The organism is Ruegeria sp. YTSB088 (assembly GCF_059609825.1).
In genome coordinates, this window is record NZ_JBXWMM010000010.1 from 132330 (window position 1) to 156309 (window position 23980).

Consider the following 23980-nt stretch of genomic DNA (forward strand, 5'->3'; position numbering starts at 1 on the left):
GAAGTGTATCGCGCTGAGAGGAAATGGCAAAAGCAATGAGCGGACAAAAACCTGTGAAACCCTCGCCTGATGGTCTGGCGGCATCAGTCAAAGCGGCCAAAACCAAGGGTTTACCGCCCGTTCACCTCTGGAATCCTCCGTTTTGCGGCGATCTGGACATCAAGATCGCAAAAGATGGCACTTGGAGTTATTTAGGCTCACCCATCAACCGTTTCGAGCTTGTGAAGCTTTTTTCCTCAATTCTTAAGAAGGAGGAGGGCAAATACTACCTCGTCACGCCTGTCGAGAAGGTGGGAATCACTGTCGAAGACGCGCCGTTTGTTGCTGTGGATTTCGACCGGGACGGGGATGGCAAGAACCAGTCTCTGACCTTCACAACCCATGTCGGCGACAGGGCCGTGGCCGGAGTTGACCATCCAATCCGGATTGTTATTGACCCGGAAACGGAAGAACCCTCACCCTACATATTGATCCGCGCCAACCTCGAAGCCCGCATAGATCGCAAAAGCTTCTACCGCCTCGTCGAGATCGGAACGCATCATGACGGCTGGTTTGGTGTTTGGTCAGGCGGGCAGTTCTTTGGCCTGATCCCCTCAGCCGACCTGAGCTGACCGGGGCGCGCGATCCTGTGCCAGCACAACAGCCAATGCAACAACGCCCGCACCCAGCGCCCGGGTCCAGTTCCACTCGTCCCCTATCATCAGCATGATCAACATGACGTAGAACGGGGCAACATTGATGTGAAAAGAGGCCAATGCAACGCCCAGCTTGCCGACGGAGGTGATGAAAAATACCTGACTGAGGCCCATGGAAATGAGCGCATAGATCATCAACATGCCTGCCTGTTGCACATCAAATGCAGTTGCAGGCTTCACTTCCATGCCAAATTGCGCCGATCCGAATATCAGCAGCGACGCCATAGCCAGTCCTCCGACAAAGGTGATCGTCGTACGCCCGGTCTGGCTGAGCTCGGGGAAGTCCCGGGCGGTTGCCATGCTCGCCCAGCAAAACAGCACCGTTGACACAACCGCACAGGCCGCGCCCAGGCCCAACTGTGCCGGAGCCAGAGCGCTGGTGGCGATCAGCCCGCCGACAATCGACACAAGTACGCCCAGCGCAAAGTTCCACTTCAACCGGCGTGTGCCAGCAGCCAATTCAAGCAATGTGGCCACCAAGGGCGCGCAAGAGACGATGATTGCCACCGTCACCGGGTCGGTCAGCTTTTGCGCTACGATCAGCAGGAACATTCCCAACCCAATCCCAAAGCCACCGACGATCATTGCATGACCCCAGCGGGCCGAAACAACCCGGTGCGGTCCGTCCATGATCACCCAGACCGGCACCATCACCAATACGGCCAGCGCCAGTCGCGCGGCCAACAAGGCAACGGGCGGCCATGTTTGCAATAGCACTTCGGCCGCCGGAAACCCGGCCGCCCAGGTCAGCATCGAGGCCACGGCCAACCCGTTGCCCGACAAGGCAGAATACTGCCCCGCGGACGCAGAAAGGCTGTTCCCGCGTACGGGGTCTGGGCTCATCGCCATCGTTTCGAACCTTCTATTGGCACGGCGCCGGAAAAATGATTCGCCGTGATACCAAAAGCGTTTCCGATTTCATTGGTTCGATCTGGTCGAATTTCGACAAACTGTCGTTTTCTGTCACTTTCACAGAAACCTGTGCGCGGATAAGGTCGGCCCACCAGCTTTCCAAGGGCCGCCATGCCAAAATTCGCCGCGAATATCTCTTTGCTCTTTGCCGAACTTCCGTATCTGGACCGGTTTCGGGCAGCCGCAGACGCCGGGTTCCAAGCGGTCGAGATTCTCTTTCCCTACGAACTTGCGGCAAAAGAAACCCAACGTGCCTTGCTGGCCAACGGGCTCGATTTGGTTCTGATCAACGCCCCTCCGCCGAATTATACCGGCGGCGCACCGGGTTATGCCGCCACCCCGTGCGGTGCTGCTCGGTTTCAGTCAGATATCCGCCGCGTTCTGCGTTATGCCGAAGTGCTGAAGCCGGGCTTCATTCACATCATGTCGGGAAACGCTGCCGGGACGGATGCGATGGACTGCTTCGTGCACAACTTACAGTGGGCCGCCGATATCGCGCCGCACCAGGCTTTCACGATCGAACCCCTCAATCCGATTTCCCAACCCGGCTATTTTCTGAACGACTATGATTTGGCGGCCGAGGTACTGGGCCGTGTGGATCGCCCGAATGTCGGTCTGCAATATGACAGTTTTCACGCTCACATGATCCACGGCGACGCGCTGGCCGTCTGGGAGCGTTTTCACCCAAATGTTGTCCATGCCCAGATCGGGGCCGCCCCTGTACGTTCTGAACCGGGGCGCGGGCCCACGGATTTCGCGCAGCTTTTCGAGGCAATGGACGATACCGGTTATGTCGGTTGGGTCAGTGCCGAGTACACGCCTTCAACTACTCGAACGGCTGCGACCCTGGCATGGATGCGACGTTAACACCGGTCATCCGTCTGGAAATCGCTGCACGAATGGCGCACATATCGGGCGACCCGTTTTCGAGGATGTCCGATATGATCCCTGCCCGCTTTGCCCATGCCATCTTTGGACTGATCATGTCAGGCCTGATGTCGTGCATTGTCACCGGAATCGCCACAGTCAAAGCAGTGGGGTTCCACCCTGAAACGCTTGGTGACTGGATGGCGTCCTGGGCCTTTTGCTGGCCCATCGCTTTCACGGTGATCCTGGTCCTTGGACCTTCGGTCAAACGTATGGTCGAAGGGTGGGTCAGGCCACGGGGCTGACCCAGCGCCGCTAGTGTGCCTCGGCCCAGTTCGCACCCTGGCCGGCATCCACATTCAGCTTCACATCCAGCTTCACCGCCGGGTCGGACGCACCTTCCATCACGTCGCGCGCCACGTCGATCAGCGGATCCACCGCGTCTTCGGCCACTTCGAACAACAATTCGTCATGGACCTGCAACAGCATTTTGGCGGGCAGCCCATTGATCGCACCCGGCATTCGAACCATCGCGCGCCGGATCACATCCGCCGCCGTGCCCTGAATCGGCGCGTTGATCGCCGCCCGACGCGAAAAGCCGGCATGTGGCCCCTTGGCGTTGATCTCGGGCGTGTGGATTTTGCGCCCGAACAGGGTTTGGACATAGCCGTGCTCTTTGGCAAATGTCACCGTGTCATCCATATACTGGCGAATGCCCGGGAAGCGTTCGAAATAGCGGTCGATGAATCCCTGTGCCTCGGCCCGCGGGATGCGCAGGTTGCGTGCCAGGCCGAAGCCCGAGATGCCATAGATCACGCCAAAGTTGATCGCCTTGGCCTGACGACGGATATCCGGCGTCATCTCATCCAGCGGCACGTCGAACATCTCGGACGCCGTCATCGCGTGAATGTCCAGCCCATCCGCAAACGCCTGTTTCAGGGCCGGAATGTCGGCGATATGCGCCAGGATGCGCAGCTCGATCTGGCTGTAGTCGAGACTGACCAGCACATTGCCCGGCTCGGCCACGAAGGCCTCGCGGATGCGGCGGCCCTCCTCGGTGCGCACCGGGATGTTCTGCAGGTTGGGATCGGTCGAAGCCAGACGCCCCGTATTCGCCCCGGTGATAGCATAAGACGTATGTACCCGGCCCGTGTCGGGGTTGATATGGGTCTGTAGCGCGTCCGTATAAGTCGATTTCAGCTTGGACAGCTGACGCCAGTCCAGGACCCGGCGCGGCAATTCATGCTCGGTCGCCAGATCTTCCAGCACATCGGCGCCGGTCGAATACTTGCCGGTCTTTCCCTTCTTGCCGCCCTCAAGGCCCATCTTGTCGAAAAGGATCTCGCCCAATTGCGCGGGCGAGCCGACGTTGAAGGTTTCTCCGGCCAGCTCGTGGATTTCAGCCTCTAAACCGGCCATTTTCTGTGCAAAAGCGTTGGACATACGGCTCAGCACATCGCGGTCGACCTTTATGCCGTGCATCTCCATTTCCGTCAGAACCGGCACCAGCGGGCGTTCAAGCGTCTCGTAGACAGTTGTCACCTGCACCCAGTGAAGCTGCGGCTTGAACAATTTCCACAAGCGCAGGGTGATGTCGGCATCCTCGGCGGCATAGGCGGTGGCCTCGTCTATCGGCACCTTGTCGAAGGTGATCGCAGACTTGCCCGACCCTAGCAGCGGTTTGATCGGGATCGGTGTGTGTGTCAGGTATCTCTCGGACAATGTGTCCATCCCGTGCCCATGCTCGCCACCGTGCATGGCGTAGGACATCAGCATCGTATCATCGATGGGGGTCACATTGATGCCGTGACGCCTGAATATCTTGGCGTCGTATTTCATGTTCTGCCCGATTTTGAGGATCGAAGGGTCCTCTAGCATCGGTTTCAGTAGTGTCAGCGCCTCATCCAGCGGCATCTGCCCTTCAGCCAGCGCATCTGAGCCGAACAGATCATCCGCTGCGCCATCGCGATGGGTCAGCGGGATGTAACAGGCTTCTCCGGCCTCGACACACAGCGAAATACCGACCAGATCGGCAATCATTTCATTCAGACCGGTGGTTTCGGTATCCACCGCAACCCAGCCGCGCTCATGGGCCTGATCAATCCACTTTTGCAGAGCCACTGCATCACGGACACATTCATACTTCTCCGCGTCAAACGGAATCGCCTCGGCCTCAACTTCCTTGGCCGCAGGCACCGGTGCGTCGGCGATGACCGGTGCTTCGGCCCCCAGCTTGTCTGCAATCCGTTTGGTCAGTGTGCGAAACTCCATATCCGCCAGAAAACCCAGCAGGGTCTCTGCATCGGGCTCCCGCACTTCAAGGTCATCCAGCGTGAAATCCAGCGGCGTGTTCTCGTCCAACTGCACCAGTTTCTTAGATAGTTCGATCTGATCGCGCTTTTCGATCAGGGTTTGCCGGCGCTTGGGTTGTTTGATTTCTTCAGCACGGTCCAGCAGTGTTTCCAGATCACCGTATTCGTTGATCAGAAGGGCAGCCGTCTTGACCCCGATGCCCGGAGCGCCCGGCACGTTGTCAACGGAGTCGCCGGCCAGCGCCTGAACATCCACAACGCGCTCGGGGCCAACTCCAAACTTCTCGATCACCCCGTCCCGATCAATACGCTTGTTCTTCATCGCGTCGAGCATCTCGACACCGTCACCGACCAACTGCATCAAATCCTTGTCGGAACTTACGATGGTCACGCGCCCCCCTGCCTCGCGCGCTTGCACGGCGAGAGTGGCGATGATGTCGTCTGCCTCATAACCTTCGAGTTCCCTGCAGGCGATGTTGAACGCTTTTGTTGCCTCACGGGTCAGCGGTATTTGCGGGCGCAGGTCCTCGGGCATCGCTTCGCGATTAGCCTTGTAAAGGTCGTACAGATCATTCCGGAATGTGTGCGAGCCCTTGTCGAATATCACCGCCACATGGGTCGGTGCATCCGGCCCGGCGTTCCCTTCAACATATTTTTGAAGCATGTTGCAGAACCCTGACACCGCCCCAATCGGCAAACCATCCGACTTGCGGGTCAGCGGTGGCAGCGCGTGATAGGCCCTGAAAATAAAAGCCGATCCGTCGATCAGATGCAGGTGACACCCTTTTCCGAATTTGCTCATGCGCGCGCTCCCTATCGGTCAGGGACGGTTCTGCCACAGGGTCGCGCGGCTGACCAGCCAAGAACGCAGCCTAACCGCCAAACAGCCCCGAGAAGACGTCAGAGAAACTGTTCAGCAAAGCCATGATTACCAACACGCCAAGGAAAGCAAAAAATGCAAAGGCAAAGAACTGGAAAAGGATTGCCCCCGTGCCGATAACCATTCCGGCGATGGCGGGGCGCCGCTTTTCGTGACGCAGGATGCCAACGGCCGAGATGACGATCGCAAGCCCGCCAAGCATGGCGACACCGATCCGCAGGAAATCATCCAGATCGCGGGCGCGGGCATCAGGCTCGGGTTGTTCCATCCCCGCGGCGGCCCTTAGGGTCGATTTGCCGATCTCGGCCGCCAGTTCGCCTAGCGACACACCCGCAGTCTGCTGAGGTACAAAGGGTCCCGCCCAGAATACGAACAACGCAGCAAACAACGTCAAAGACGCGATGCAGAACCCAACCCAGCCGAAAACCGGGTTAACATTGTCAGTGGCCGAAATTCCGGTCATCACGTATCCCTGCTTTGGTTGCGCCAAAGCACTAACATGATAACCGAGGCAAGATTTGGGCAAAACCCGGTTAGTCGGGCAATCAGCCCTGTTCGGTACCCTTCAGCACATATTTACAGTCGCAGTACGGGCATTCGACCCAGCCTGTATCCTCAGGGATTTGCAGCCAGACGCGCGGATGGCCCAATGCGCCTTCGCCGCCGTCACAGGCGACACGGTCGGTTTCGACGATCTTGGTTTCCGGCGCTTCGATGGTCACGGCTAGCGATCCTTCTTCGGTTGTCGGCCTCGCGGGCATGCATTAGGTGCGTTTATGAGCGATGAGCAATCCGGGGGCAAGAGCCACATGAGCGATGCGGCAATCAGGATCGAAGGTCTGCGCAAGACCTATCGTGGCGGCAAGGGTCAGCCTGAGAAACACGCGCTGAAAGGCATTGATTTGACTGTTCCCAAGGGTTCGGTTTTTGGACTTCTGGGCCCGAATGGCGCCGGGAAATCGACCCTGATCAATATTCTCGCCGGGTTGGTGGTGAAGTCTTCGGGCCGTGTATCGATCTGGGGTTTCGATCAGGATCAGAATCCGCGACAGTCCCGCGCCGCGATTGGTGTCATGCCGCAAGAACTGAACCTTGACCCGTTCTTCACCCCGCGTGGTGCCTTGGAAGTACAGGCAGGCCTGTACGGCGTTCCGAAATCCGAACGCCGCAGCGATGAAATCCTTGAACTGGTCGGCCTCAGCGACAAGGCCGAGGCCTATGCCCGCACGCTGTCGGGCGGGATGCGGCGGCGGCTGCTACTGGCCAAGGCGCTGGTCCATCACCCCAAAATCCTGGTGTTGGACGAACCCACGGCAGGCGTGGATATCGAACTGCGTCAGATGCTGTGGGCCAATGTGCGGAAGCTGAACGAACAGGGTATGACGATTATCCTGACCACCCACTATCTGGAAGAAGCGCAAGAGATGTGTGACGAAATCGCCATCATCAACCACGGCGAAAAGATCGCTCAGGACAGTACCGCAAATCTGCTGGGGCGCATGGACAGCCGGACAATGGTGATTGTGCCGGACAGCCCAGTTACCGATTTGCCCACAGCAGAAGGCGTTGCGGCGACATTGCGCGATGATGGCAGCCTTGTACTGCAATATCGCAGCGCCCAGACCAGCGCCGAGCAGGTTCTGGAAGCCGTGCGCACCGCAGGTATTCGCATCCGCGACGTCCGCACTGAAGAAGCGGATCTGGAGGATGTGTTCCTGGCGCTGACATCCAGCCGCACTGGTGATGCCCCGATGGATGATCAGGATCAGCCACGCCGCGGGATGCACCGGGTCAAGCTTTAGGCGCGGTCTATTCGCGCCTGATAGCAGTTGTTTCGAGCAGACCGGACGTGAATGTAATCGACATCTGCGCGGGCAAAGATGTCCGCCACTTTTGCGCCGATCTGGTCGCTGAGCGTGATCGCCCCGGTGCCATAGACGATCCTGTCATCCGCACCATAACCCTTGATCAGGTATTCGGACGAGGAGGTCAGAATCTCGGGTAGCGTGTCTCCCTCATACCGGTCGCACGGCGTGGCACACAGAAAGATCGGTCCGGTTTCCGCATAGGGATGTGTCTCTAAAAAAGGCCAATGTGCCAGTATCAGCATATTTTCGCCTTCGGGAATGTTCTGCAAGCAATGGCGACACGGGTTGCCGGCGCCCGTCGAAATGGCGCGTTCCGGCGTTGAACCATACGCATCCGGGCCACCTGCCTGAAGGTCGCGGACTTCGTCGGTTGGCAGAGCGGTGATTTTGAACATCTCGGGTCTCCTTTTCGCTGACCATGCCCATGCGATCAGGCCCAAGCGACCCGTTTCCTGCGCAAAGGACTCGAAAAAGAACAAAACGTGAATATAATATGGAATCGTCATGTATGCCGAGCTGTCGATCACGTCGAATTTCACCTTCCTCACCGGGGCGTCCCACCCCGAGGAGTATATGGAGCGTGCCGTCACCCTGGGCCTGCCCGCCATCGCCATCGCTGATGACAACTCGGTCGCAGGCATCGTCCGCGCCCATACGCAGGCGCGCGAGATCACCCGCAAGGTGCGCGAACGGCTGGAGTGGGAGGCGCAGAACACCCTGATCGGCCCGCCTTGCCCCGGTCATATCCTCAAACCACCGTCCTATCCGATCCACGCGGTGCCACGGCTGATCCCGGCAGCCCGACTGATCTTTACCGACGCACCCACGGTCACCGCCCTGCCCCTGAACCGGCAGGGCTGGGCCAACCTGTGCCGCATCCTGTCCAAGGGCCGTCTGCGCGCCGAAAAAGGCGACTGCATCCTGCACCTGTCCGACCTGCTGGAGTTTTCCGACGGTCTCCACCTGCTGCTGTGGCCACAAACGGCCCGGTCTCCGGGAGGCGCGGGCACATGGCGGACACAAGCGCAACAGCTGACGCGCCGCTTTGCCGGGCGGATACATCTGTTGATGCACCCCCGGTATGACGGCGCAGATGGCACATATTTCTCTTTATTAGAGACTGAATCAAAGCAACTCAGCCTCCCCACACTCGCCAGCGCCGCACCGATGATGCATCACGGCACGCGCCGCAAGCTGGGTGATGTGCTCACCGCCATCCGCCTGCGCCGCAAGGTCGATGAGCTGGGCCGCGAGGCGCTTGCCAATGGCGAGCAACGCCTGCGGTCCGAGGCCGAGATGCTGCGCATTTTCAAAGGCTATGAGGGGGCTGTCGCCCGCGCGCATGAACTCAGCGAACAGCTCACATTCTCGCTGGATGAGCTGCGTTATGAGTACCCCAGCGAGGGCAGCGAACAGGAAACCCCGACCCAACGCCTGCATCGTTTGGCGCATGAGGGGCTGAAATGGCGCTATCCGGCGGGCGCGTCGGAGAAAGCAAAAAAGATGCTGGCGCATGAGCTCGCCCTGATCGGAAAGCTGAAATACGAACCCTATTTCCTGACCGTCCGCGACATCGTCCATTTCGCCCGCTCGCGCGGCATCCTGTGTCAGGGGCGCGGCTCAGCGGCCAACTCTGTCGTCTGTTTCTGTCTTGGCATCACCGAGGTCAGCCCCGAGATGGGCACCATGGTGTTCGAACGCTTCGTCTCCGAGGCGCGGGACGAGCCGCCCGACATCGACGTCGATTTCGAACATGAGCGCCGCGAAGAAGTGATCCAGCACATCTATGAACGCTATGGCCGCCACCGTGCGGGACTGTGCGCCACGGTGATCCATTATCGCGGCAAGCGCGCCATCCGCGAGGTGGGCCGCGCCATGGGGCTGACCGAAGACACGATTTCCGCCCTGTCTTCGCAGCTCTGGGGGTTCTTTTCCGCCGCAGGCCTTGAAGCCCAGCGCATGCGTGAAATCGGCCTCGATCCCGAAGATCGGCGGCTGAAACAGACTCTAATGCTGGTCTATGAAATCGACGGGTTTCCCCGTCACCTGTCCCAGCATGTGGGCGGGTTTATCATCACCGAGGGCCGTCTGGACGAACTTGTCCCCATCGAGAACGCCACGATGGAGGACCGCACGGTCATCTGCTGGGACAAAGACGACATCGACTCGCTGGGCATCCTCAAGGTCGATGTCCTGAGCCTCGGAATGCTCACATGCATCCGCAAGGCGTTTGATCTGATTGGCCAGCACCACCAGACCAGCTATACGCTGGCCACTCTGCCGCCCGAGGACCCGGCAGTTTATGACATGCTCTGCAAGGCAGACTCAGTGGGTGTGTTTCAGGTGGAATCACGTGCACAGATGAACTTTCTGCCCCGGATGCGGCCGCGCAATTTCTATGATCTGGTGATCGAGGTCGCCATCATCCGACCCGGCCCCATCCAGGGCGACATGGTCCACCCCTATATTCGGCGGCGAAATGGTGAGGAGGAGGTCAGCTTTCCCTCGGACGAACTAGGCGAGGTGTTGGGCAAAACGCTGGGCGTGCCGCTGTTTCAGGAACAGGCCATGCAGATCGCCATCGTTGGCGCAGGCTTCACCCCGGAACAGGCGGACCGGCTGCGCCGCTCGCTGGCGACGTTCAAAAAACACGGCAATGTCAGCGAATTCCGCGCGCTGTTCCTGCGTGGGATGAAACGCAACGGGTATGACGCCGAATTTGCCGAGCGTTGTTTCTCGCAGATCGAGGGGTTCGGGTCCTACGGCTTCCCCGAAAGCCACGCGGCCAGCTTTGCGCTGCTGGTCTATGCCAGCGCCTGGATCAAGTGCCACCATCCGGGGATTTTCGCCTGCGCCCTGCTGAATTCGCAGCCGATGGGGTTCTATGCCCCCGCCCAGATCGTGCGCGACGCGCGCGAGCATGGCGTGCAGGTGCGCCCGGTCTGCATCAATGCCAGCTTCTGGGACAACGTGATGGAGCCCGACGGCCACGGCGGGCTGGCCCTCCGGCTGGGCTTTCGCCAGATCAAGGGCCTCAGCGAAGAGGACGCCAGCTGGCTGACCGCCGCGCGCGGCAATGGCTACACCCAGGTCGAGGATGTCTGGCGCCGCGCCGGGCTGGGCCCGTCCGTGATCGAACGGCTGGCCGAGGCCGATGCCTTTTCCACCTGCGGCCTGACCCGGCGCGAGGCCTTGTGGCAGGCCAAGGCGATTGCCACTACCAAGCCTCTGCCGCTGTTCTCACAGGATCTGGAGGGCGAGGCGCTGGACGAGCCCGAAGCCTATCTGCCGCAAATGACGCTGGGCGAGCAGGTGGTCGAGGATTACGTCGCCACCCGCCTGAGCCTGCGCGCGCATCCGGTGGCCCTGCTGCGGCATCTGCTGACACCGGATGGGCGCGACAATACCACCTCTGTCACATAACGCCGGAACCGCCTATCTGCCAAAAACAGAGTCGAAAACAGGCCACCATGACCAGACCAACCCTTCCACCGCGCTTTCCCGCGACGCCTGAGCAGATCAACGCACAGGTTCGCGCCTTTTACGCCCGTGTGCGGCAGGACGCGGTACTTGGACCCGTATTCGCCAACCATGTCACCGACTGGTCCGCGCATGAGGAAAAGATCGCATCCTTCTGGCGCAACGCCATCCTGTTTGAACGCAGCTATGACGGCAATCCACAGCGGGTCCATATCGAACGACCAGATGTAAAGCCTGAATTCTTTGCCCATTGGCTGGACCTGTTCGAACAGGTCGCCACCCAGACCCTGCCTTCTGAAACCGCCACACCATGGGTCGCTCTGGCGCGTCGTATCGGTGTCGGCATGAAAGCGGGTGTTCAGTCTGCGCGCCAGCCCAAAGACGCGCCGCCAATCCTGCGATGATCTCAGATCATGGCGGCCATGCGATGTTAGCGGTAAAATTGGGGCTATTCGCGCCCTCGAAATAGGGTTAAACAGAAAGAAATACAGCCGGGAACTCCGCCCGCGCTGCTATGGCATATCGCCATCACACCAACATTGACCGGGGCCATGTCGATGAGCGCTCAAAACACCACCCTAAAGGGGCTTGGCTATGCATTTCTGGGCTTTGCCGTCTTTGCCAGCCACGACGCGCTGATCAAAGTGCTGGGCGGGACTTATTCGGTGCTGCAGATCATCTTTTTCGCCACACTGTTTTCCTTTGTGCCGATGGCCGTCACGATCCTGACCGACCGAACGACCGGGAACTTCCTGCCTCAACACCCCTGGCTGGTTCTGCTTCGCTCGGGCCTGATGGTCACGGCAATGTCCTGCGCGTTTTATTCCTTTTCCGTATTGCCACTGGCCGAAGTCTATTCGTTGCTGTTTTCTTTCCCATTGATCGTCACCGTTTTGTCGATCCCGATATTGGGTGAGGTGGTCCGCGCCCAGCGTTGGGCCGCGGTTGGCGTCGGCCTGATCGGCGTCCTGATCGTTCTGCGCCCCGGTTCGACCGACATCACCCTTGGCCACCTCGCCGCCCTGACGGCTGCCTTCTGCAGCGCCTTTGCCTCGGTGCTTGTGCGCAAGATCGGAAATGAAGAACGCTCGGCCGTTCTGATCCTGTACCCGATGTTGCTGGCTATTGCTGTGATGAGCGTTGCCCAACCCGCCGTATATCAGCCGCCATCCCTGCTGCATCTGGCGATGATGGCGCTGGTTGGCGTATTCTCGGTGATCGCCCAGCACCTGATCATTCTGGCCTATCGCGCTGCACCTGCCGGTGTTGTCGCCCCCAGCCAGTACAGCCAGATCATTTGGGCGACGCTGTTTGGCGTAATCTTCTTTGGTGAACGCCCTGACATCTGGGTTGCTGTCGGCGCCAGTGTTATCATTGCGTCAGGCGTCTATGTTGTGTGGCGAGAAAGCCGGGCCAACACCACCTCAGTCAACACCCCTGTTCTGCGCGTGCGATCACCGCGGTCGGATACCGGGGCCACAAGGCCTGGAAAGTAGTTCCAAAAAACGGCGCACCACTCAGCGCGCCGTTGTCGAAAAACCTCTGAATAGAGTCTCAATAAACTACGACCGAGCGAATACTTTCACCCTTATGCATCAAATCGAAGCCGTGGTTGATGTCATCCAGACCCATGGTGTGGGTGATCATCGGGTCGATCTCGATCTTGCCGTCCATGTACCAGTCGACGATCTTGGGCACATCCGTCCGGCCCCGCGCGCCGCCAAAGGCGGTGCCGCGCCAAGACCGCCCGGTCACCAGCTGGAACGGACGGGTCGAGATCTCGGCCCCAGCAGGCGCCACGCCGATGATGATCGATTCGCCCCATCCCTTGTGCGCCGATTCCAGCGCCGCGCGCATCACGCCAACATTGCCGGTGGCATCAAAGGTGTAATCCGCACCGCCCTTGGTCAGGTTGACCAGATAAGGCACCAGATCACCTTCAACCTCGGACGGGTTGACGAAATCGGTCATGCCGAACCTGGTGGCCATCTCAACCTTTGACGGGTTGAGGTCGACACCGACGATCTGGTCGGCCCCGGCCAGACGCAGGCCCTGAATGACGTTCAGGCCGATACCGCCCAGACCAAACACGATGGCGCGGCTGCCGATTTCCACCTTGGCGGTGTTGATCACCGCGCCGATCCCTGTGGTCACGCCGCAACCGATATAGCAGATCTTGTCGAAGGGTGCGTCCTCGCGCACCTTGGCCAGTGCGATTTCAGGCAGGACCGTGTGGTTCGAGAAGGTCGAGCATCCCATGTAGTGTAGGATCGGATCGCCATCCAAGGTCGAAAAACGCGACGTCCCGTCGGGCATCAGCCCCTTGCCCTGAGTCTCACGGATCGCCTGGCACAGGTTGGTCTTGGGATGCAGGCAGTATTCACACTCGCGGCATTCCGGGGTGTAGAGCGGGATCACGTGATCCCCCGGCTTCAGGCTGGTGACGCCCGGGCCGACCTCGACCACTACGCCGGCGCCCTCGTGGCCCAGAATGGCCGGGAACAGGCCTTCGGGGTCGGCACCCGACAGGGTGAATTCGTCCGTATGGCAGATGCCAGTGGCCTTGATTTCAACCAGAACCTCGCCCGCCTTTGGGCCTTCTAGGTTCACGTCCATCACTTCCAAAGGTTTGCCCGCCTGTACGGCGACGGCAGCACGGGTACGCATGGTACTTTTCTCCCTGTCACTTTTGCCCCGACCCTGCGTCAAATACAGGGTGTTTTCAACTGTGCTTTCTTGGCAGGTTGGCTAATTATTTGATATTGCAGAAACGACATTGCCAGAATGAGGAACGCCAATGCACCGTTTTATCCCTATCTTGATCCTTCTGGCGGCCTGCGCAGACACAAGCATTCCGCAGGAAGTTGCCGCCACCTCAGAAGACGCACCTGTTGATCTGGCATTTTGCAAGGGCGAGCCCTTTGCCGAATCCGTCGGCCAGCCCGTTTCAGCGATTCAGGCCGATCTTCCCGAACGGTCTCGTGTCTTGGGTCCGGATGGCATCGCCACACAGGATTACCGTATCGACAGGCTGAACGTCTATGTGGACGGCGCCGGTGTTATTCAGCGTCTGACCTGTGGGTAAGCGTGGACTCGGCAGGTGATTCTCGAATAAGAACAAAATGAGAACATTTTGATGTCTGCCCGATGCCCAAACGCCGAATACTCTCGCTGTGGTTCCCCCGTCTGGGGGCCGAACGGCTGATCCGCGCTGCGCGGGGCCTGCATGGCGGACCTTTGGCCGTTGTGACCGAACAGTCGAACATGCAGGTCATCACCTCGCTAAACACCGAGGCACAGGCCGCTGGTCTGCGCGTGGGCCAGCCGGTACGCGATGCCCATGCCATGTGCGCCAGCCTGATCACCCGCCCCCGCAACGCCCCGACCGAGGCCGCGTTTCTGACCGCGCTGCGCCGCTGGGCGGGCAAGTTCAGCCCGTGGGTGGCCGAAGAGGCTCCGGACGGGTTGATCGTTGACCTGTCGGGTTGCGCCCATCTGTTCGGCGGTGAAGAGGCCTTGCTGGTCGTGCTTGAAACCGACTGCGCCGACATGGGCCTGAGCGTGCAGATGGGCATCGCCGACACGCTGGGCGCGGCCTGGGCGCTGGCCCGCTATGCCGGGCAAGAGGCCACATCCGATCGCAACGGTGATGCCATTGCCCAAGAGGCTCGCGCCACCCGCGCCCGGGCAAGCAAGCGGCGGCACTGGACCAAGGGCGGGGCCGCGCCACAGGCGATGGCGCTGGGCGGTGGCGCGCGGATTGCCGCGCCGGGACAGGCCTATGGCGCGCTCAGCCCTCTGCCCATTGCGGCGCTGCGGCTTGAAGATCAGGTTGTGGCGCAACTGAATCGTCTGGGCCTGCGCCGGATCGGAGACTTGCTGGGACAGCCGCGTGCCAGTTTGGCACGGCGGTTCGGCCGCGGGCTGGTGCTGCGCCTGGATCAAGCGATGGGCAGCGCACCCGAGCCGGTCTCGCCCGCCCGTCCGCCACATCACTTTGCGGTGCGGATGACTCTACCCAACCCGATTGGCTTGGTCGAAGACGTGATGGCTGCCGTCGATCGTATTCTGCCAACGCTCTGCACCAAGCTGGAAGAGAAGGGGCGCGGGGTCCGCACGCTGCGTCTGGAAGCCCACCGGGCCGATCAGGCCGCTGAGGTTATCGAGATCGGCCTGGCACGTCCGACCTATGACAAAAATCGCATTCGCCCTTTGTTAGAGATGAAAATTGACAAGATCGACGCAGGCTATGGCATCGACATGCTGCGGCTTGAGGCGATCCAGACGGAACCCATCCATGCCCGCACCATCGCCGGTCATGCCGAAGCGCGCCGTGTGGCCCGTAACCGGCTTGAGGGCAATACAGCGGTGGATGATCTGATCGGCAAGCTGGGCGCACGGGTGGGGCTGGATGCAATCACGCGGCGGCACCCGGCGGCCTCTCATATCCCCGAGAAAACGGCGCAAACGCTGGCAGCCGCATGGTCGGAACCCGCGCGCGACTGGCCTGCCCCACCGCGCCCCCGGCCTTTGCAGATGTGGCAGCCCGAACCCGTGATGGCGCCGGAAACCCCGAATGTGCCCTGCACCTTTCGCTGGCGCGGGCGCGACTGGCAACTGGCGCAGGCCACAGGCCCGGAACGTATCGCGCCGGAATGGTGGCTGGATGACCCCAACTGGCGCAGCGGGGTGCGCGATTACTGGGTGGTGGTGACAGAACAGGGGGAACGACTATGGTTGTTCTACGGGCACGGAGGCACGATGTCCGCAGGCTGGTTCTGTCAGGGACAGTTTTGTTAGAGTCTATTTTCCGCGATAAACCAGCAGGTCCGGCAGGTAGTCAATCAGACGAATGAACCAGGAAAACGGTGCCGGAAAATCCGTACGGAAACGGTGGTGAGACATCGCCTTGACCACGCGATCCGCCGCATCCTCGGGCGTCATCAACATCGGCATCTTGAAGCTGTTCTTTTCGGTCAATCGGGTCTTGATGAAGCCGGGATTGACGATACGCACTGTAACGCCAGTACCCGCCAGATCATGCCGCATCGTCTCGGCCAGCGAAATCAGCGCGGCCTTGCTGGCTCCGTACCCGATGGCTGCAGGCAACCCGTGATACCCGGCCAGAGATCCGATCAGAGTAACCTCTCCCTGGCCCGCCCGGACAAAACCCGGAACAGTTTCACCCAGAACCCGCAGCGCACCCAGATAGTTCACATCGCTCATCCTGAGGGACGCCTCGGTGTCCCATTCGGCCGAACGCATAGGATCATACGCACCGGCATTATAGACCAGCCCATCGATATGCCCCACCTCAGCAACAGCAGAGCGAACAGAGTCTAAATCGGTCACATCGCACCGGATCGCGCGCGAATCCGGCAATTCTGAACACATCTCGGACAACCGCTCCAAATTGCGCGCCGACAGGATCAGGGACGCACCTTTTCGGCTGAGCGCCTGCGCCAAAGCGCGGCCCAGACCTTCGCTTGCGCCGATGATCCAAATGGTTTTCCCGTCAAATTTGCTCATGTGTGGGCCGTTTCACTTGTGTGTCACAATAATACGGCTTCGCATCCGCGTTGGATCAAAACGGTGGCGCAATTCGCGGAATCTCAAACCAGAAGTCACGAAGTAGTGCATCTGCTAAATATTTCCAATCGAATTGATCCACTCGCGCCTACCCTGCGTATCTTCTTGTAAAACGTCACATAAAGAGGCTGGAATGTTCGACGAAACCCGGGGTGTACGGAAGAAAATCGCGATTGTAGGTGCAGGCATTTCGGGTCTTTCCGCCGCTTACTATCTGTCAGAAAACAACGACGTAACGGTCTATGAGGCAGAACCGCGACTTGGTGGCCATGCCCGCACGGTGATGGCTGGGAAGAACGGGGACCAACCGGTCGATACGGGCTTCATCGTCTTCAACTATGCGACCTATCCCTACCTGACCCGGTTATTTGATGAGCTGGGCGTACCCGTGATCGAAAGTGAGATGAGCTTTGGCGCGAGCATCGACAATGGGCGCATTGAATACGGGTTGAACAACCTGCGCACTCTGACCGCTCAAAAGCGCAATCTGGCGCGCCCGGCCTACTATAGAATGATCGCCGATATCCTGCGGTTTGGCAAAGAAGCCCCCGAAGCAGCCAAGGACGACGACACCACGATTGGTGAGTTGGTGGACCAGCTGCGGCTGGGTCACTGGTTCCGGCACAACTATCTGATGCCGATGTGCGGTGCCATCTGGTCTACGCCGGTCGAGTTCGTGGATCAGTTCCCCGCACGTTCTTTGGTGCAGTTCTTCCGCAATCACGCTTTGCTGGCAAGTGGTCGTGCAAACCAGCATCAATGGTACACCGTCAAAGGCGGCAGCATAGAGTATGTCCGCCGGATCGACGCATCCCTTCGTGCGCGGGGGGCAGAAATACGTCTGGCCAGCCCTGTTCAGAATATATCCCGTGACGAGATGGGCGTCACCATCCGCAGCCAAGGCGCCGTGGATCAGTTCAATGAAATCATCCTGGCCACCCATTCGGATCAATCGCTTGCCATTTTGGGTGACGGCGCGACCCCCGCGGAAGCCGCTGCATTGGGCGCGATCCGCTACCAGCCCAATACGGCCATACTGCATTGTGACCCAGGTCAGATGCCAAAGCGGCGCGCGTGCTGGTCAAGCTGGTCCTATCGCTCGCAAGCCGGAGATGTGGGCGTGACCTACTGGATGAACCGGCTTCAGAACATTCCGGACGGTGACCCGCTGTTTGTAACGCTGAACGCCTCAACAGAAATTCCCGCGGATAAAATCTATGATCAGGTCGAATTTGCCCATCCGGTATTCGACAAGGCCGCCCTGAAGGCGCAAGGGCAAATCCGCGAGATGCAGGGACAGAATCGAACCTGGTTTGCCGGGGCTTACAACCGGCACGGATTTCACGAAGACGGGATAGCCAGCGCGATGCATGTCGTTGCTCAAATCAATGGTGCCCCGCAAACCATCGGAGCTGACAATGGCATTCCTAGTAAAGACCCGGCCATATCTGTTGCCGCCGAATAATGGGATATGGCGCGTGGCGCTTCTTGCACTTTGTTTAATGGTCGCCAAGGGTCTGGCTGCATCGCCGGTCACGAAAGGTCTAAACGATGCGCAACTGCGCGGAACCGCGACTTTCCGGTATCTGGGTTTGCCGATTTATGACGCCAAGCTTTATACGCCCAAAGGTGCGCCGTTCAGTTGGAGCGAAGATATCGCCCTGCAACTGACCTACCGCAAGAACATCAAGAAGAAAGCGCTGGTCAACTCGACGCTTGAGGAGATGGACCGCATCGGCCGTTCAGTGCCCGTTCGCGACCAACTGGACCGGTGCTTCAAAGCCGTGGCAAAAGGGGACAGCTATCTGGCGGTTTCTGACGGCCCCGACAAGGTCAGTTTCTGGCTGAACGGGCAAAAGACCTGCACCATGACGTATCCAGGCATCAAGCGCAGTTTCATGTCCGTATTCCTAGGGGACAACACGCGGTCAGCATCTTTCACGCGAAGGCTGCAGGGGCGGTGATGCTCTATCCCCGGGTCAGCCTCTATGCGCTGATGCTCGCTGCGGCGGGTATTCCGCTTTATATCCACTTGCCGCGCTTTGCAGCCGTGAACCTGGGTATTGGCCTTGGGGTCATTGGTACCGTGCTGCTGTTGATCCGTTTGGTGGATCTGGTGCAGGACCCGCTGATTGGTTGGGCAATTGACAGATGGCCCGGTGGCCAGCTTGTATTTGCGGCGATGGCGGCTTTGGGGCTGGCGGTCGGGTTTCCCCTGCTTTTCAATCTGCCGCAGGGTGCCAGCGTGCCGGAACTGGTCGCAATCCTGATCTTGCTGTTCTCGGCATACAGCCTGGGAACCATTCTTCTGTACGGTCGCAGCGCAACTTTGGCAAAGCGAACCGATCCGAAAGAACTGATGACACTGGCCGCCTTTCGTGAAGGCGGGCAGTTGACCGGGGTGGTCATCGCAGCCAGCGCACCAGCCCTATTGGTTGCTTTCGGCGCGCAATCCCAAGGCTACCCCGCATTCGGAGCGTTTCTGGGGCTGCTATCCGTTCTGACTCTGGTGCTGACAGTCCCGATCTGGCGACGGACCCCGATAACAGGAACAGGTTTGTCTTTTTCTGGACTGGGTCAGGCTGGCGGCTTGCGCCTTCTTGCACTGGCTTTGGTAAACAGCCTCCCGGTCGCCATCACCTCCACCCTGTTTCTGTTTTTTGTGGAAGACCGGCTGCAACTGCCGGGCAAAGCAGGCCCCTTGTTGATCCTGTTCTTCCTGAGCGCAGGCGCGAGCGTCCCGCTCTGGGCAAAGCTCAGCAACAGAATTGGCCCGAAACAGACTCTGATAATCGCGATGCCGCTCTCAATCGCTGGCTTTATCGGCGCGGCCACACTGAGCGCGGGAAACCTTACCGGGTTCGCCGTCATCTGTCTCGCCTCGGGCGCGGCCCTTGGTGCGGACATGGTCGTGTTGCCCGCGATGTTCTCGGTCGTCCTGACCCGGGCCGGGCTGAACGCGTCGGCCGCGTTTGGCATCTGGTCCTTCGCTGGCAAGCTGGGCCTCGCCCTGGCTGCTTTTTTCACTCTGCCGCTGCTGGAACGCAGCGGTTTCACCCCTGGTCAAACCAATTCAGCACAGGCACTGGATACACTCAATCTTGCCTATGCGGTGCTGCCCTGCATCCTGAAAGTCGGGGCGTTCGGGATGGTCTTGACCCTGCCCACCGAGGTCACAAGCAAATGAACGCTATCGCCATCATCCTGTTGGTCCTTCTGATCGCAATATTCATCCGCACCCGACTGCTGAGCTTTCGTGCGCAATCTCCGTCCGATTACAGTGGTACCGGGCCAAGTTTTTCGCTGAAAAAACAACTGAATGGAGAAATCGTGTCCGAGGGCCTGATCTATGGCCCCGACGGCAAAATGTCGAACAGCTTTGTCGCCCGCATGGCCGGCGACTGGCAAGGCAACTCGGGCACGCTGACCGAGTACTTCACTTATTCAAACGGAAAACAGATGACCCGCAAATGGTATCTGACGCTGGGAACCGGAGACACATTCACGGCAATGGCGGATGATATCGTGGGCGAAGGCCGGGGTGTCATCTCGGGGTCAACCGTGAAACTGACCTATCGCATCATCCTGCCCGAAGACGCTGGCGGGCATACTCTGGATGTCACCGACTGGATGTATCTTACAGAACATGGCGTCATCATGAACCGGTCCGAGATGCGCAAATTTGGCATCAAGGTCGCGGAACTTGTGGCCACGATGCGTGCAAACCCGAAATCAAAACCGACCCACGCAATTGGTTCGAACGGATATGACGCGACTTCGGACGGGAAACCGTTGCAATGATCACCGTTCGCTCCGTGATCGCCTGTGTCGCCATCGCGAGTCTCGCGCTTCTGACGGCCTGCTCCAGTAAACCGAAGGTACCAAATACCTTTCTTTCTGACCGACAGTTGAACCTCGAGGAATTTTTTGAAGGTGAAACCGTGGCCTACGGTCAGTTTCAGGATGTTCTGGGGAACATCCCTCGCAGATTCAAGGTCGACATTGACGGCACTTGGAACGGCGAAACCCTGACCCTGATCGAAGACTTCGTCTACGATGATGGCGCGACTGAGCAACGCATCTGGGCATTGACCAAGACCGGAGAAGATACTTGGATCGGTATGGCCCCTGGCGTGCTGGGCGCCGCCAGCGGGATTGAACGCGGGGATACGTTCAACTGGAAATACAAGATCGACCTGCCGATCAAGGACGGAACCATGAGCGTCACGTTTGACGACTGGATGTGGCTGCTGGATGACGACCGCCTGCTGAACCGTGCGTACGTCTCACGCTATGGCGTACGCCTGGGTGAAGTTATCCTGTTTTTCGAGAAAAAGTAGACCCGTCAGGCTCAGCTTCATCACAAAAGTCAGTAGAAGATGAATTCGTCCACCAATGCCGCCGTTGATCCTTGGGCCTCGCCAGCCATGTCTACTCGTGCCCCATTCGAAGCTGCACCATCAGGGCGTTCGCCGTCTTCGATTTTCAAACGCGCGCGCTCTATCTGTCCCCACAGGAAAAACAGACCATCCCTTTTTCCCATGAGGCGCGCAGGGACCCTTGTCCGCAAAACACGTGTTTTCGGTTTTGGCATCTGCTCTCTTACTGCCTCCGGTGTTTTCCACCATTTTCATAAAACCTAATGGTTTTCCCAGAAAAAGACAATTTTTTATGGACAAAATGAGGCTTTCTACCATCCGTTGAGAGGAAAGCTTAACCACTCTCGTATACCTAGGGTCAGTATTCATAACCAGAGGATGACGGTTGCCGCGAGTGCGATTGCTGAGATGAAGACCTTGGGACAACGATTATGGCGTGTCGCCACGCACCCCCAACCCCTGAGCCTGCCAAACATAATCTCGATGCGATTTCGCCGCTTGAATCTGCGCTTGTCGTACTTGACCGGTGTCTTGCGAGGCCCGTATTCGCCAGAGGCATCTCGCCAGCGCAAACCATTGCGATTGATGAAGATAATTCTACTCAACACCCGATTGTCATCACCTCGGGGCTTGCCGTGCGACTTCGGGAAGAAGGGCGCGCGCTTCGCCATCTGCACGTCGGTCAGCCAACAAAGGTCGCTCAGAGCCCAAAGTGCCGAATGCAGCAAAGTACTTGAATGTCTTCTATCGGACAATTGCATTTGGGTTTCTGCAGCTCTAGCGTATCAGCCGCAGAGCCTGCAGTCATTTAGAGTTACGGCTGTCGCTGACCGCACTCCAAGGCAAGCGATGGAGGCCGTGCGAACGGCACTGATTGCAAATCGCTTGAGTCTTGGCCATCCTCTTCAGCATGGAGTTTCTGACCGTCGACCATAGCAGCTTCCTGATCGCAATGTCCTGCGTCGTGGCACTTGTCGCGGGGTTCACAGGTCTTTCGCTGACCCGCGATCTGTCAGAAAAACCGATGTTTCAAAAAAAGGCGTCGATCGCGCTTGCGGCCGTCGCCTTGGGGGGCGGCATCTGGGCGATGCACTTCGTGGCCATGCTGGGTTTGAAGCTGCCGATATTGTTCTACTACGATGCGGCGATCACGCTGGTGTCGGCTCTGTCAGCGATCCTTCTTGTTGGCGCGGCCTTGATCCTGTTGCATTTCGCTGACCGCACACCGCTCATCATTTCGCTTTCCGGCTGCGTTGTCGGGACCGGCATTCTGGTCATGCACTATATCGGCATGGCCGGTCTGGAGTTGTGCCGCGCGGTCTATACGACGTCGGGTGTCGTCTTTTCTTCCATCGTGGCCATCGGGCTATGCATTCTTGCCTTCTGGATCGCCTACGGAAAGCGCACGAACCGCAACATCGTGCTTGGGACGATTTGTTTTGCGATTGCAGTTTGCTCGGCTCATTTTCTGGCGATTGCGGAAACCAATTTTGTGCAAGCGTCCACCGCTACTGAATTTGGCCCCACCATGAGCAATGAAACTTTGGCACTTGGTGTGATCTTCTTCAGCTTTGTGATCTTTGGTGCGTGCCTCTGGGTCAGCGTGACGTATCTCGTCACGCCCGGATCACAAGAGCAACACCAGCGAGCGAAGCTCGAGCCGGAACTGAAGGCGGATCTGCAGATCCCTTGCGAGGCAGACGGCAACAAAGTCTTTGTCAGGGCAAGAGACGTTGTTTTCGTACGTGCCGATGGGCACTACACGCAGATCTATACCGAGGACGAACGGCTGTTCTGTGTCTGGCCGATCACCGTGGCTTCCAAACGCCTCTTGCCGCTGGGGTTCCTGCAGACGCATCGCAGCTACTTGGTCAACCCTGCCCGCGTCTCGCGGTTTGAAAGAACCAAGGACAAAGGGCGCTGCCTTTTCGACAGGGGTGATCTGCCGCCCGCACCCGTTAGCCGTTCCAAACTGAAGGTTGTTCAGGACGTGCTTGCGTCGCAGGGCGGCGCAATTGGTGCGTGAGCACGCGCATTTCGTGCAAAAGACCTGTGTTTCACTGATTTTCTGGTGATGTGGCTTGCTGTCGCATGCAAACTTCCTCCGACACTGAGCATTCGCTTTAGGGAGGAGAGCCGATGATTCCAGCGGCATTTGAATATCACCGTCCTCAGGATATGGCTGGCGTTCTGGCTGTACTTGAAGAATACGGAGATGACGCGCGCGTCATGGCAGGCGGGCACAGTCTGATTCCGATGATGAAACTTCGCATGGCGGAAGTCCCACACCTGATCGACCTTCAAGATGTCGGAGGTATGTCGGATATCGAACTAGGTGCCGACGGCGTTCGGATCGGCGCGATGGTCACGCAGGCCGAAATCATAGACCATGCTGGCCTCGCGGATGCCGCCCCCATCCTGCGCGAGGCTGCCTTGCAGATCGCTGATCCTCAAGTCCGCTACATGGGCACCGTCGGTGGCAACGTCGCCAATGGCGATCCGGGCAATGACATGCCGGGTCTGATGCAATGCCTTGATGCGGTGTTCACCTTGGTCGGCCCGGATGGCGAGCGTGATATCCTCGCGCGGGAGTTTTACGAGGCCGCCTACATGACCGCGCGCGAGGATGAAGAGGTGCTGACCGCCGTGACCATCCCCACGCCAGCTGGCGGCTACGCCTACGAAAAGCAAAAGCGCAAGATCGGCGACTACGCGACGGCCGCCGCCGCTGTGCAGATCGTCAAGGACGGCGGAACGTGCGTCAGCGCCTCCATCGCTATGACGAACCTATGCGACACGCCGGTTTATTCCGAGGATGCGGGCGCCGCGCTGGTGGGAACATCTGTCGATGCCGCCGCACTGGACGCGGCAGTGGCTGCGATGCTGGGCGATATCGACCCAACCGAAGACAACCGCGGCCCCGTCGCATTCAAGAATCATGTGGCGGGCGTCATCCTGCGCCGCGCCATCGAGCGCGCCTGGTCGCGGGCGTAAGAGG

Annotated in this window: 25 protein-coding genes; 16 read left to right on the forward strand and 9 right to left on the reverse strand. The window is 59.1% G+C overall.

The features are described from left to right. Positions 1-35 precede the first annotated feature (35 nt). Positions 36-611 (forward strand): DUF1285 domain-containing protein, encoded by a 576-nt coding sequence (locus tag AC2FFA_RS16605; RefSeq protein ID WP_162896864.1) that lies wholly within the window; start codon positions 36-38, stop codon positions 609-611. On the opposite strand, the gene AC2FFA_RS16610 is transcribed toward AC2FFA_RS16605, so the two are convergent. After that, positions 594-1544 carry a DMT family transporter gene (locus AC2FFA_RS16610; RefSeq protein WP_496818514.1) on the reverse strand — a complete coding sequence of 317 codons (951 nt, stop codon included), beginning with the start codon at positions 1542-1544 and terminating at the stop codon, positions 594-596. The two genes, AC2FFA_RS16605 and AC2FFA_RS16610, sit on opposite strands and share 18 nt — an antisense overlap. A 174-nt stretch (positions 1545-1718) precedes the next feature. On the opposite strand from AC2FFA_RS16610, the gene AC2FFA_RS16615 reads away from it, so the two are divergent. Next, positions 1719-2474, forward strand: coding sequence for a hydroxypyruvate isomerase family protein (locus AC2FFA_RS16615; protein ID WP_496852448.1), 756 nt, complete (start codon positions 1719-1721; stop codon positions 2472-2474). Then, positions 2459-2779 (forward strand): DUF2798 domain-containing protein, encoded by a 321-nt coding sequence (locus tag AC2FFA_RS16620; protein WP_496674497.1) that lies wholly within the window; start codon positions 2459-2461, stop codon positions 2777-2779. Before AC2FFA_RS16615 ends, AC2FFA_RS16620 begins: the two co-directional genes overlap by 16 nt. Before the next feature lie 10 nt (positions 2780-2789). Here the strand turns inward: AC2FFA_RS16620 and polA are convergent, their stop codons facing one another. The 3 genes from polA to AC2FFA_RS16635 all read right to left on the reverse strand — a co-directional run bounded on the left by polA (position 2790) and on the right by AC2FFA_RS16635 (position 6388). Continuing rightward, positions 2790-5588 (reverse strand): DNA polymerase I, encoded by a 2799-nt coding sequence (polA, locus tag AC2FFA_RS16625; RefSeq protein WP_496852449.1) that lies wholly within the window; start codon positions 5586-5588, stop codon positions 2790-2792. Positions 5589-5658: 70 nt separating this feature from the next. Next, complete coding sequence (locus tag AC2FFA_RS16630) at positions 5659-6129, reverse strand: hypothetical protein (RefSeq protein WP_496852450.1); 471 nt, start codon at positions 6127-6129, stop codon at positions 5659-5661. Positions 6130-6211: 82 nt separating this feature from the next. Next, positions 6212-6388, reverse strand: a complete 177-nt coding sequence (locus tag AC2FFA_RS16635; RefSeq protein WP_299899654.1) for a zinc-finger domain-containing protein — start codon at positions 6386-6388, stop codon at positions 6212-6214. Positions 6389-6475: 87 nt separating this feature from the next. On the opposite strand from AC2FFA_RS16635, the gene AC2FFA_RS16640 reads away from it, so the two are divergent. After that, positions 6476-7468, forward strand: coding sequence for an ABC transporter ATP-binding protein (locus AC2FFA_RS16640; RefSeq protein ID WP_496852474.1), 993 nt, complete (start codon positions 6476-6478; stop codon positions 7466-7468). Here AC2FFA_RS16640 and AC2FFA_RS16645 read toward each other — a convergent pair. Next, on the reverse strand, positions 7465-7929 hold the full coding sequence (locus AC2FFA_RS16645; RefSeq protein ID WP_496852451.1) for a DUF1203 domain-containing protein: 465 nt from the start codon (positions 7927-7929) through the stop codon (positions 7465-7467). The two genes, AC2FFA_RS16640 and AC2FFA_RS16645, sit on opposite strands and share 4 nt — an antisense overlap. Positions 7930-8038: 109 nt before the next feature. On the opposite strand from AC2FFA_RS16645, the gene AC2FFA_RS16650 reads away from it, so the two are divergent. The 3 genes from AC2FFA_RS16650 to AC2FFA_RS16660 all read left to right on the forward strand — a co-directional run bounded on the left by AC2FFA_RS16650 (position 8039) and on the right by AC2FFA_RS16660 (position 12510). After that, a complete protein-coding gene (locus tag AC2FFA_RS16650; RefSeq protein ID WP_496852452.1) occupies positions 8039-10957 on the forward strand; it encodes an error-prone DNA polymerase in 2919 nt (972 codons plus the stop codon). A 47-nt stretch (positions 10958-11004) separates the two neighbouring features. Continuing rightward, on the forward strand, positions 11005-11418 hold the full coding sequence (locus AC2FFA_RS16655; RefSeq protein ID WP_299899658.1) for a group III truncated hemoglobin: 414 nt from the start codon (positions 11005-11007) through the stop codon (positions 11416-11418). A gap of 153 nt (positions 11419-11571) precedes the next feature. Further along, the gene (locus AC2FFA_RS16660) at positions 11572-12510 is read left to right on the forward strand and encodes a DMT family transporter (protein ID WP_496852453.1); all 939 of its coding nucleotides are present in this window, start codon (positions 11572-11574) and stop codon (positions 12508-12510) included. 58 nt (positions 12511-12568) lie between these two features. On the opposite strand, the gene AC2FFA_RS16665 is transcribed toward AC2FFA_RS16660, so the two are convergent. Continuing rightward, positions 12569-13681, reverse strand: coding sequence for an S-(hydroxymethyl)glutathione dehydrogenase/class III alcohol dehydrogenase (locus AC2FFA_RS16665; protein WP_117871603.1), 1113 nt, complete (start codon positions 13679-13681; stop codon positions 12569-12571). 130 nt (positions 13682-13811) lie between these two features. Between AC2FFA_RS16665 and AC2FFA_RS16670 the strand changes: the two genes are divergently transcribed. Both AC2FFA_RS16670 and AC2FFA_RS16675 read left to right on the forward strand, forming a co-directional pair. Then, a complete protein-coding gene (locus AC2FFA_RS16670; RefSeq protein ID WP_117871601.1) occupies positions 13812-14099 on the forward strand; it encodes an I78 family peptidase inhibitor in 288 nt (95 codons plus the stop codon). A 62-nt stretch (positions 14100-14161) separates the two neighbouring features. Then, the gene (locus AC2FFA_RS16675; RefSeq protein WP_496852454.1) at positions 14162-15814 is read left to right on the forward strand and encodes a Y-family DNA polymerase; all 1653 of its coding nucleotides are present in this window, start codon (positions 14162-14164) and stop codon (positions 15812-15814) included. A gap of 3 nt (positions 15815-15817) precedes the next feature. On the opposite strand, the gene AC2FFA_RS16680 is transcribed toward AC2FFA_RS16675, so the two are convergent. Next, positions 15818-16543: an SDR family NAD(P)-dependent oxidoreductase gene (locus AC2FFA_RS16680; protein ID WP_496852455.1), complete on the reverse strand. Its 726-nt coding sequence runs from the start codon at positions 16541-16543 to the stop codon at positions 15818-15820. 193 nt (positions 16544-16736) lie between these two features. Here AC2FFA_RS16680 and AC2FFA_RS16685 point away from each other — a divergent pair, with 193 nt between their 5' ends. From AC2FFA_RS16685 to AC2FFA_RS16705, 5 genes are read left to right on the forward strand one after another with little or no spacing between them, the layout of a single operon-like run. After that, positions 16737-18068 carry an NAD(P)/FAD-dependent oxidoreductase gene (locus AC2FFA_RS16685; protein WP_496852456.1) on the forward strand — a complete coding sequence of 444 codons (1332 nt, stop codon included), beginning with the start codon at positions 16737-16739 and terminating at the stop codon, positions 18066-18068. Between the two features lie 13 nt (positions 18069-18081). Then, complete coding sequence (locus tag AC2FFA_RS16690) at positions 18082-18567, forward strand: hypothetical protein (protein ID WP_496852457.1); 486 nt, start codon at positions 18082-18084, stop codon at positions 18565-18567. Further along, on the forward strand, positions 18567-19790 hold the full coding sequence (locus tag AC2FFA_RS16695; protein ID WP_117871591.1) for an MFS transporter: 1224 nt from the start codon (positions 18567-18569) through the stop codon (positions 19788-19790). Before AC2FFA_RS16690 ends, AC2FFA_RS16695 begins: the two co-directional genes overlap by 1 nt. Then, the gene (locus AC2FFA_RS16700) at positions 19787-20404 is read left to right on the forward strand and encodes a DUF3833 family protein (RefSeq protein WP_496852458.1); all 618 of its coding nucleotides are present in this window, start codon (positions 19787-19789) and stop codon (positions 20402-20404) included. Before AC2FFA_RS16695 ends, AC2FFA_RS16700 begins: the two co-directional genes overlap by 4 nt. Then, complete coding sequence (locus tag AC2FFA_RS16705; protein ID WP_496852459.1) at positions 20401-20943, forward strand: DUF3833 family protein; 543 nt, start codon at positions 20401-20403, stop codon at positions 20941-20943. The genes AC2FFA_RS16700 and AC2FFA_RS16705 overlap by 4 nt, the downstream gene beginning before the upstream one ends. Positions 20944-20972: 29 nt before the next feature. On the opposite strand, the gene AC2FFA_RS16710 is transcribed toward AC2FFA_RS16705, so the two are convergent. Further along, on the reverse strand, positions 20973-21197 hold the full coding sequence (locus AC2FFA_RS16710) for a hypothetical protein (RefSeq protein ID WP_496852460.1): 225 nt from the start codon (positions 21195-21197) through the stop codon (positions 20973-20975). 150 nt (positions 21198-21347) lie between these two features. Further along, positions 21348-21686: a transposase gene (locus AC2FFA_RS16715; protein WP_496852475.1), complete on the reverse strand. Its 339-nt coding sequence runs from the start codon at positions 21684-21686 to the stop codon at positions 21348-21350. Positions 21687-21892: 206 nt separating this feature from the next. On the opposite strand from AC2FFA_RS16715, the gene AC2FFA_RS16720 reads away from it, so the two are divergent. Next, a complete protein-coding gene (locus AC2FFA_RS16720) occupies positions 21893-23008 on the forward strand; it encodes an MHYT domain-containing protein (RefSeq protein ID WP_117871583.1) in 1116 nt (371 codons plus the stop codon). A 113-nt stretch (positions 23009-23121) separates the two neighbouring features. Beyond that, positions 23122-23976 (forward strand): FAD binding domain-containing protein, encoded by an 855-nt coding sequence (locus AC2FFA_RS16725; RefSeq protein ID WP_496852461.1) that lies wholly within the window; start codon positions 23122-23124, stop codon positions 23974-23976. The last annotated feature ends 4 nt before the right edge of the window (positions 23977-23980 follow it).

Coding starts and splice junctions, on each gene's coding strand:
- AC2FFA_RS16655 (WP_299899658.1), top strand. CDS start 11,005: ATGACCAGACCAACCCTTCCACCGCGCTTTCCCGCGACGCCTGAGCAG.
- AC2FFA_RS16710 (WP_496852460.1), bottom strand. CDS start 21,197: ATGCCAAAACCGAAAACACGTGTTTTGCGGACAAGGGTCCCTGCGCGC.
- AC2FFA_RS16610 (WP_496818514.1), bottom strand. CDS start 1,544: ATGGCGATGAGCCCAGACCCCGTACGCGGGAACAGCCTTTCTGCGTCC.
- AC2FFA_RS16660 (WP_496852453.1), top strand. CDS start 11,572: ATGAGCGCTCAAAACACCACCCTAAAGGGGCTTGGCTATGCATTTCTG.
- AC2FFA_RS16650 (WP_496852452.1), top strand. CDS start 8,039: ATGTATGCCGAGCTGTCGATCACGTCGAATTTCACCTTCCTCACCGGG.
- AC2FFA_RS16705 (WP_496852459.1), top strand. CDS start 20,401: ATGATCACCGTTCGCTCCGTGATCGCCTGTGTCGCCATCGCGAGTCTC.
- AC2FFA_RS16620 (WP_496674497.1), top strand. CDS start 2,459: ATGGATGCGACGTTAACACCGGTCATCCGTCTGGAAATCGCTGCACGA.
- AC2FFA_RS16605 (WP_162896864.1), top strand. CDS start 36: ATGAGCGGACAAAAACCTGTGAAACCCTCGCCTGATGGTCTGGCGGCA.
- AC2FFA_RS16640 (WP_496852474.1), top strand. CDS start 6,476: ATGAGCGATGCGGCAATCAGGATCGAAGGTCTGCGCAAGACCTATCGT.
- AC2FFA_RS16670 (WP_117871601.1), top strand. CDS start 13,812: ATGCACCGTTTTATCCCTATCTTGATCCTTCTGGCGGCCTGCGCAGAC.
- AC2FFA_RS16675 (WP_496852454.1), top strand. CDS start 14,162: ATGCCCAAACGCCGAATACTCTCGCTGTGGTTCCCCCGTCTGGGGGCC.
- AC2FFA_RS16630 (WP_496852450.1), bottom strand. CDS start 6,129: ATGACCGGAATTTCGGCCACTGACAATGTTAACCCGGTTTTCGGCTGG.
- AC2FFA_RS16725 (WP_496852461.1), top strand. CDS start 23,122: ATGATTCCAGCGGCATTTGAATATCACCGTCCTCAGGATATGGCTGGC.
- AC2FFA_RS16720 (WP_117871583.1), top strand. CDS start 21,893: ATGGAGTTTCTGACCGTCGACCATAGCAGCTTCCTGATCGCAATGTCC.
- polA (WP_496852449.1), bottom strand. CDS start 5,588: ATGAGCAAATTCGGAAAAGGGTGTCACCTGCATCTGATCGACGGATCG.
- AC2FFA_RS16700 (WP_496852458.1), top strand. CDS start 19,787: ATGAACGCTATCGCCATCATCCTGTTGGTCCTTCTGATCGCAATATTC.
- AC2FFA_RS16680 (WP_496852455.1), bottom strand. CDS start 16,543: ATGAGCAAATTTGACGGGAAAACCATTTGGATCATCGGCGCAAGCGAA.
- AC2FFA_RS16615 (WP_496852448.1), top strand. CDS start 1,719: ATGCCAAAATTCGCCGCGAATATCTCTTTGCTCTTTGCCGAACTTCCG.
- AC2FFA_RS16665 (WP_117871603.1), bottom strand. CDS start 13,681: ATGCGTACCCGTGCTGCCGTCGCCGTACAGGCGGGCAAACCTTTGGAA.
- AC2FFA_RS16685 (WP_496852456.1), top strand. CDS start 16,737: ATGTTCGACGAAACCCGGGGTGTACGGAAGAAAATCGCGATTGTAGGT.
- AC2FFA_RS16695 (WP_117871591.1), top strand. CDS start 18,567: ATGCTCTATCCCCGGGTCAGCCTCTATGCGCTGATGCTCGCTGCGGCG.
- AC2FFA_RS16645 (WP_496852451.1), bottom strand. CDS start 7,929: ATGTTCAAAATCACCGCTCTGCCAACCGACGAAGTCCGCGACCTTCAG.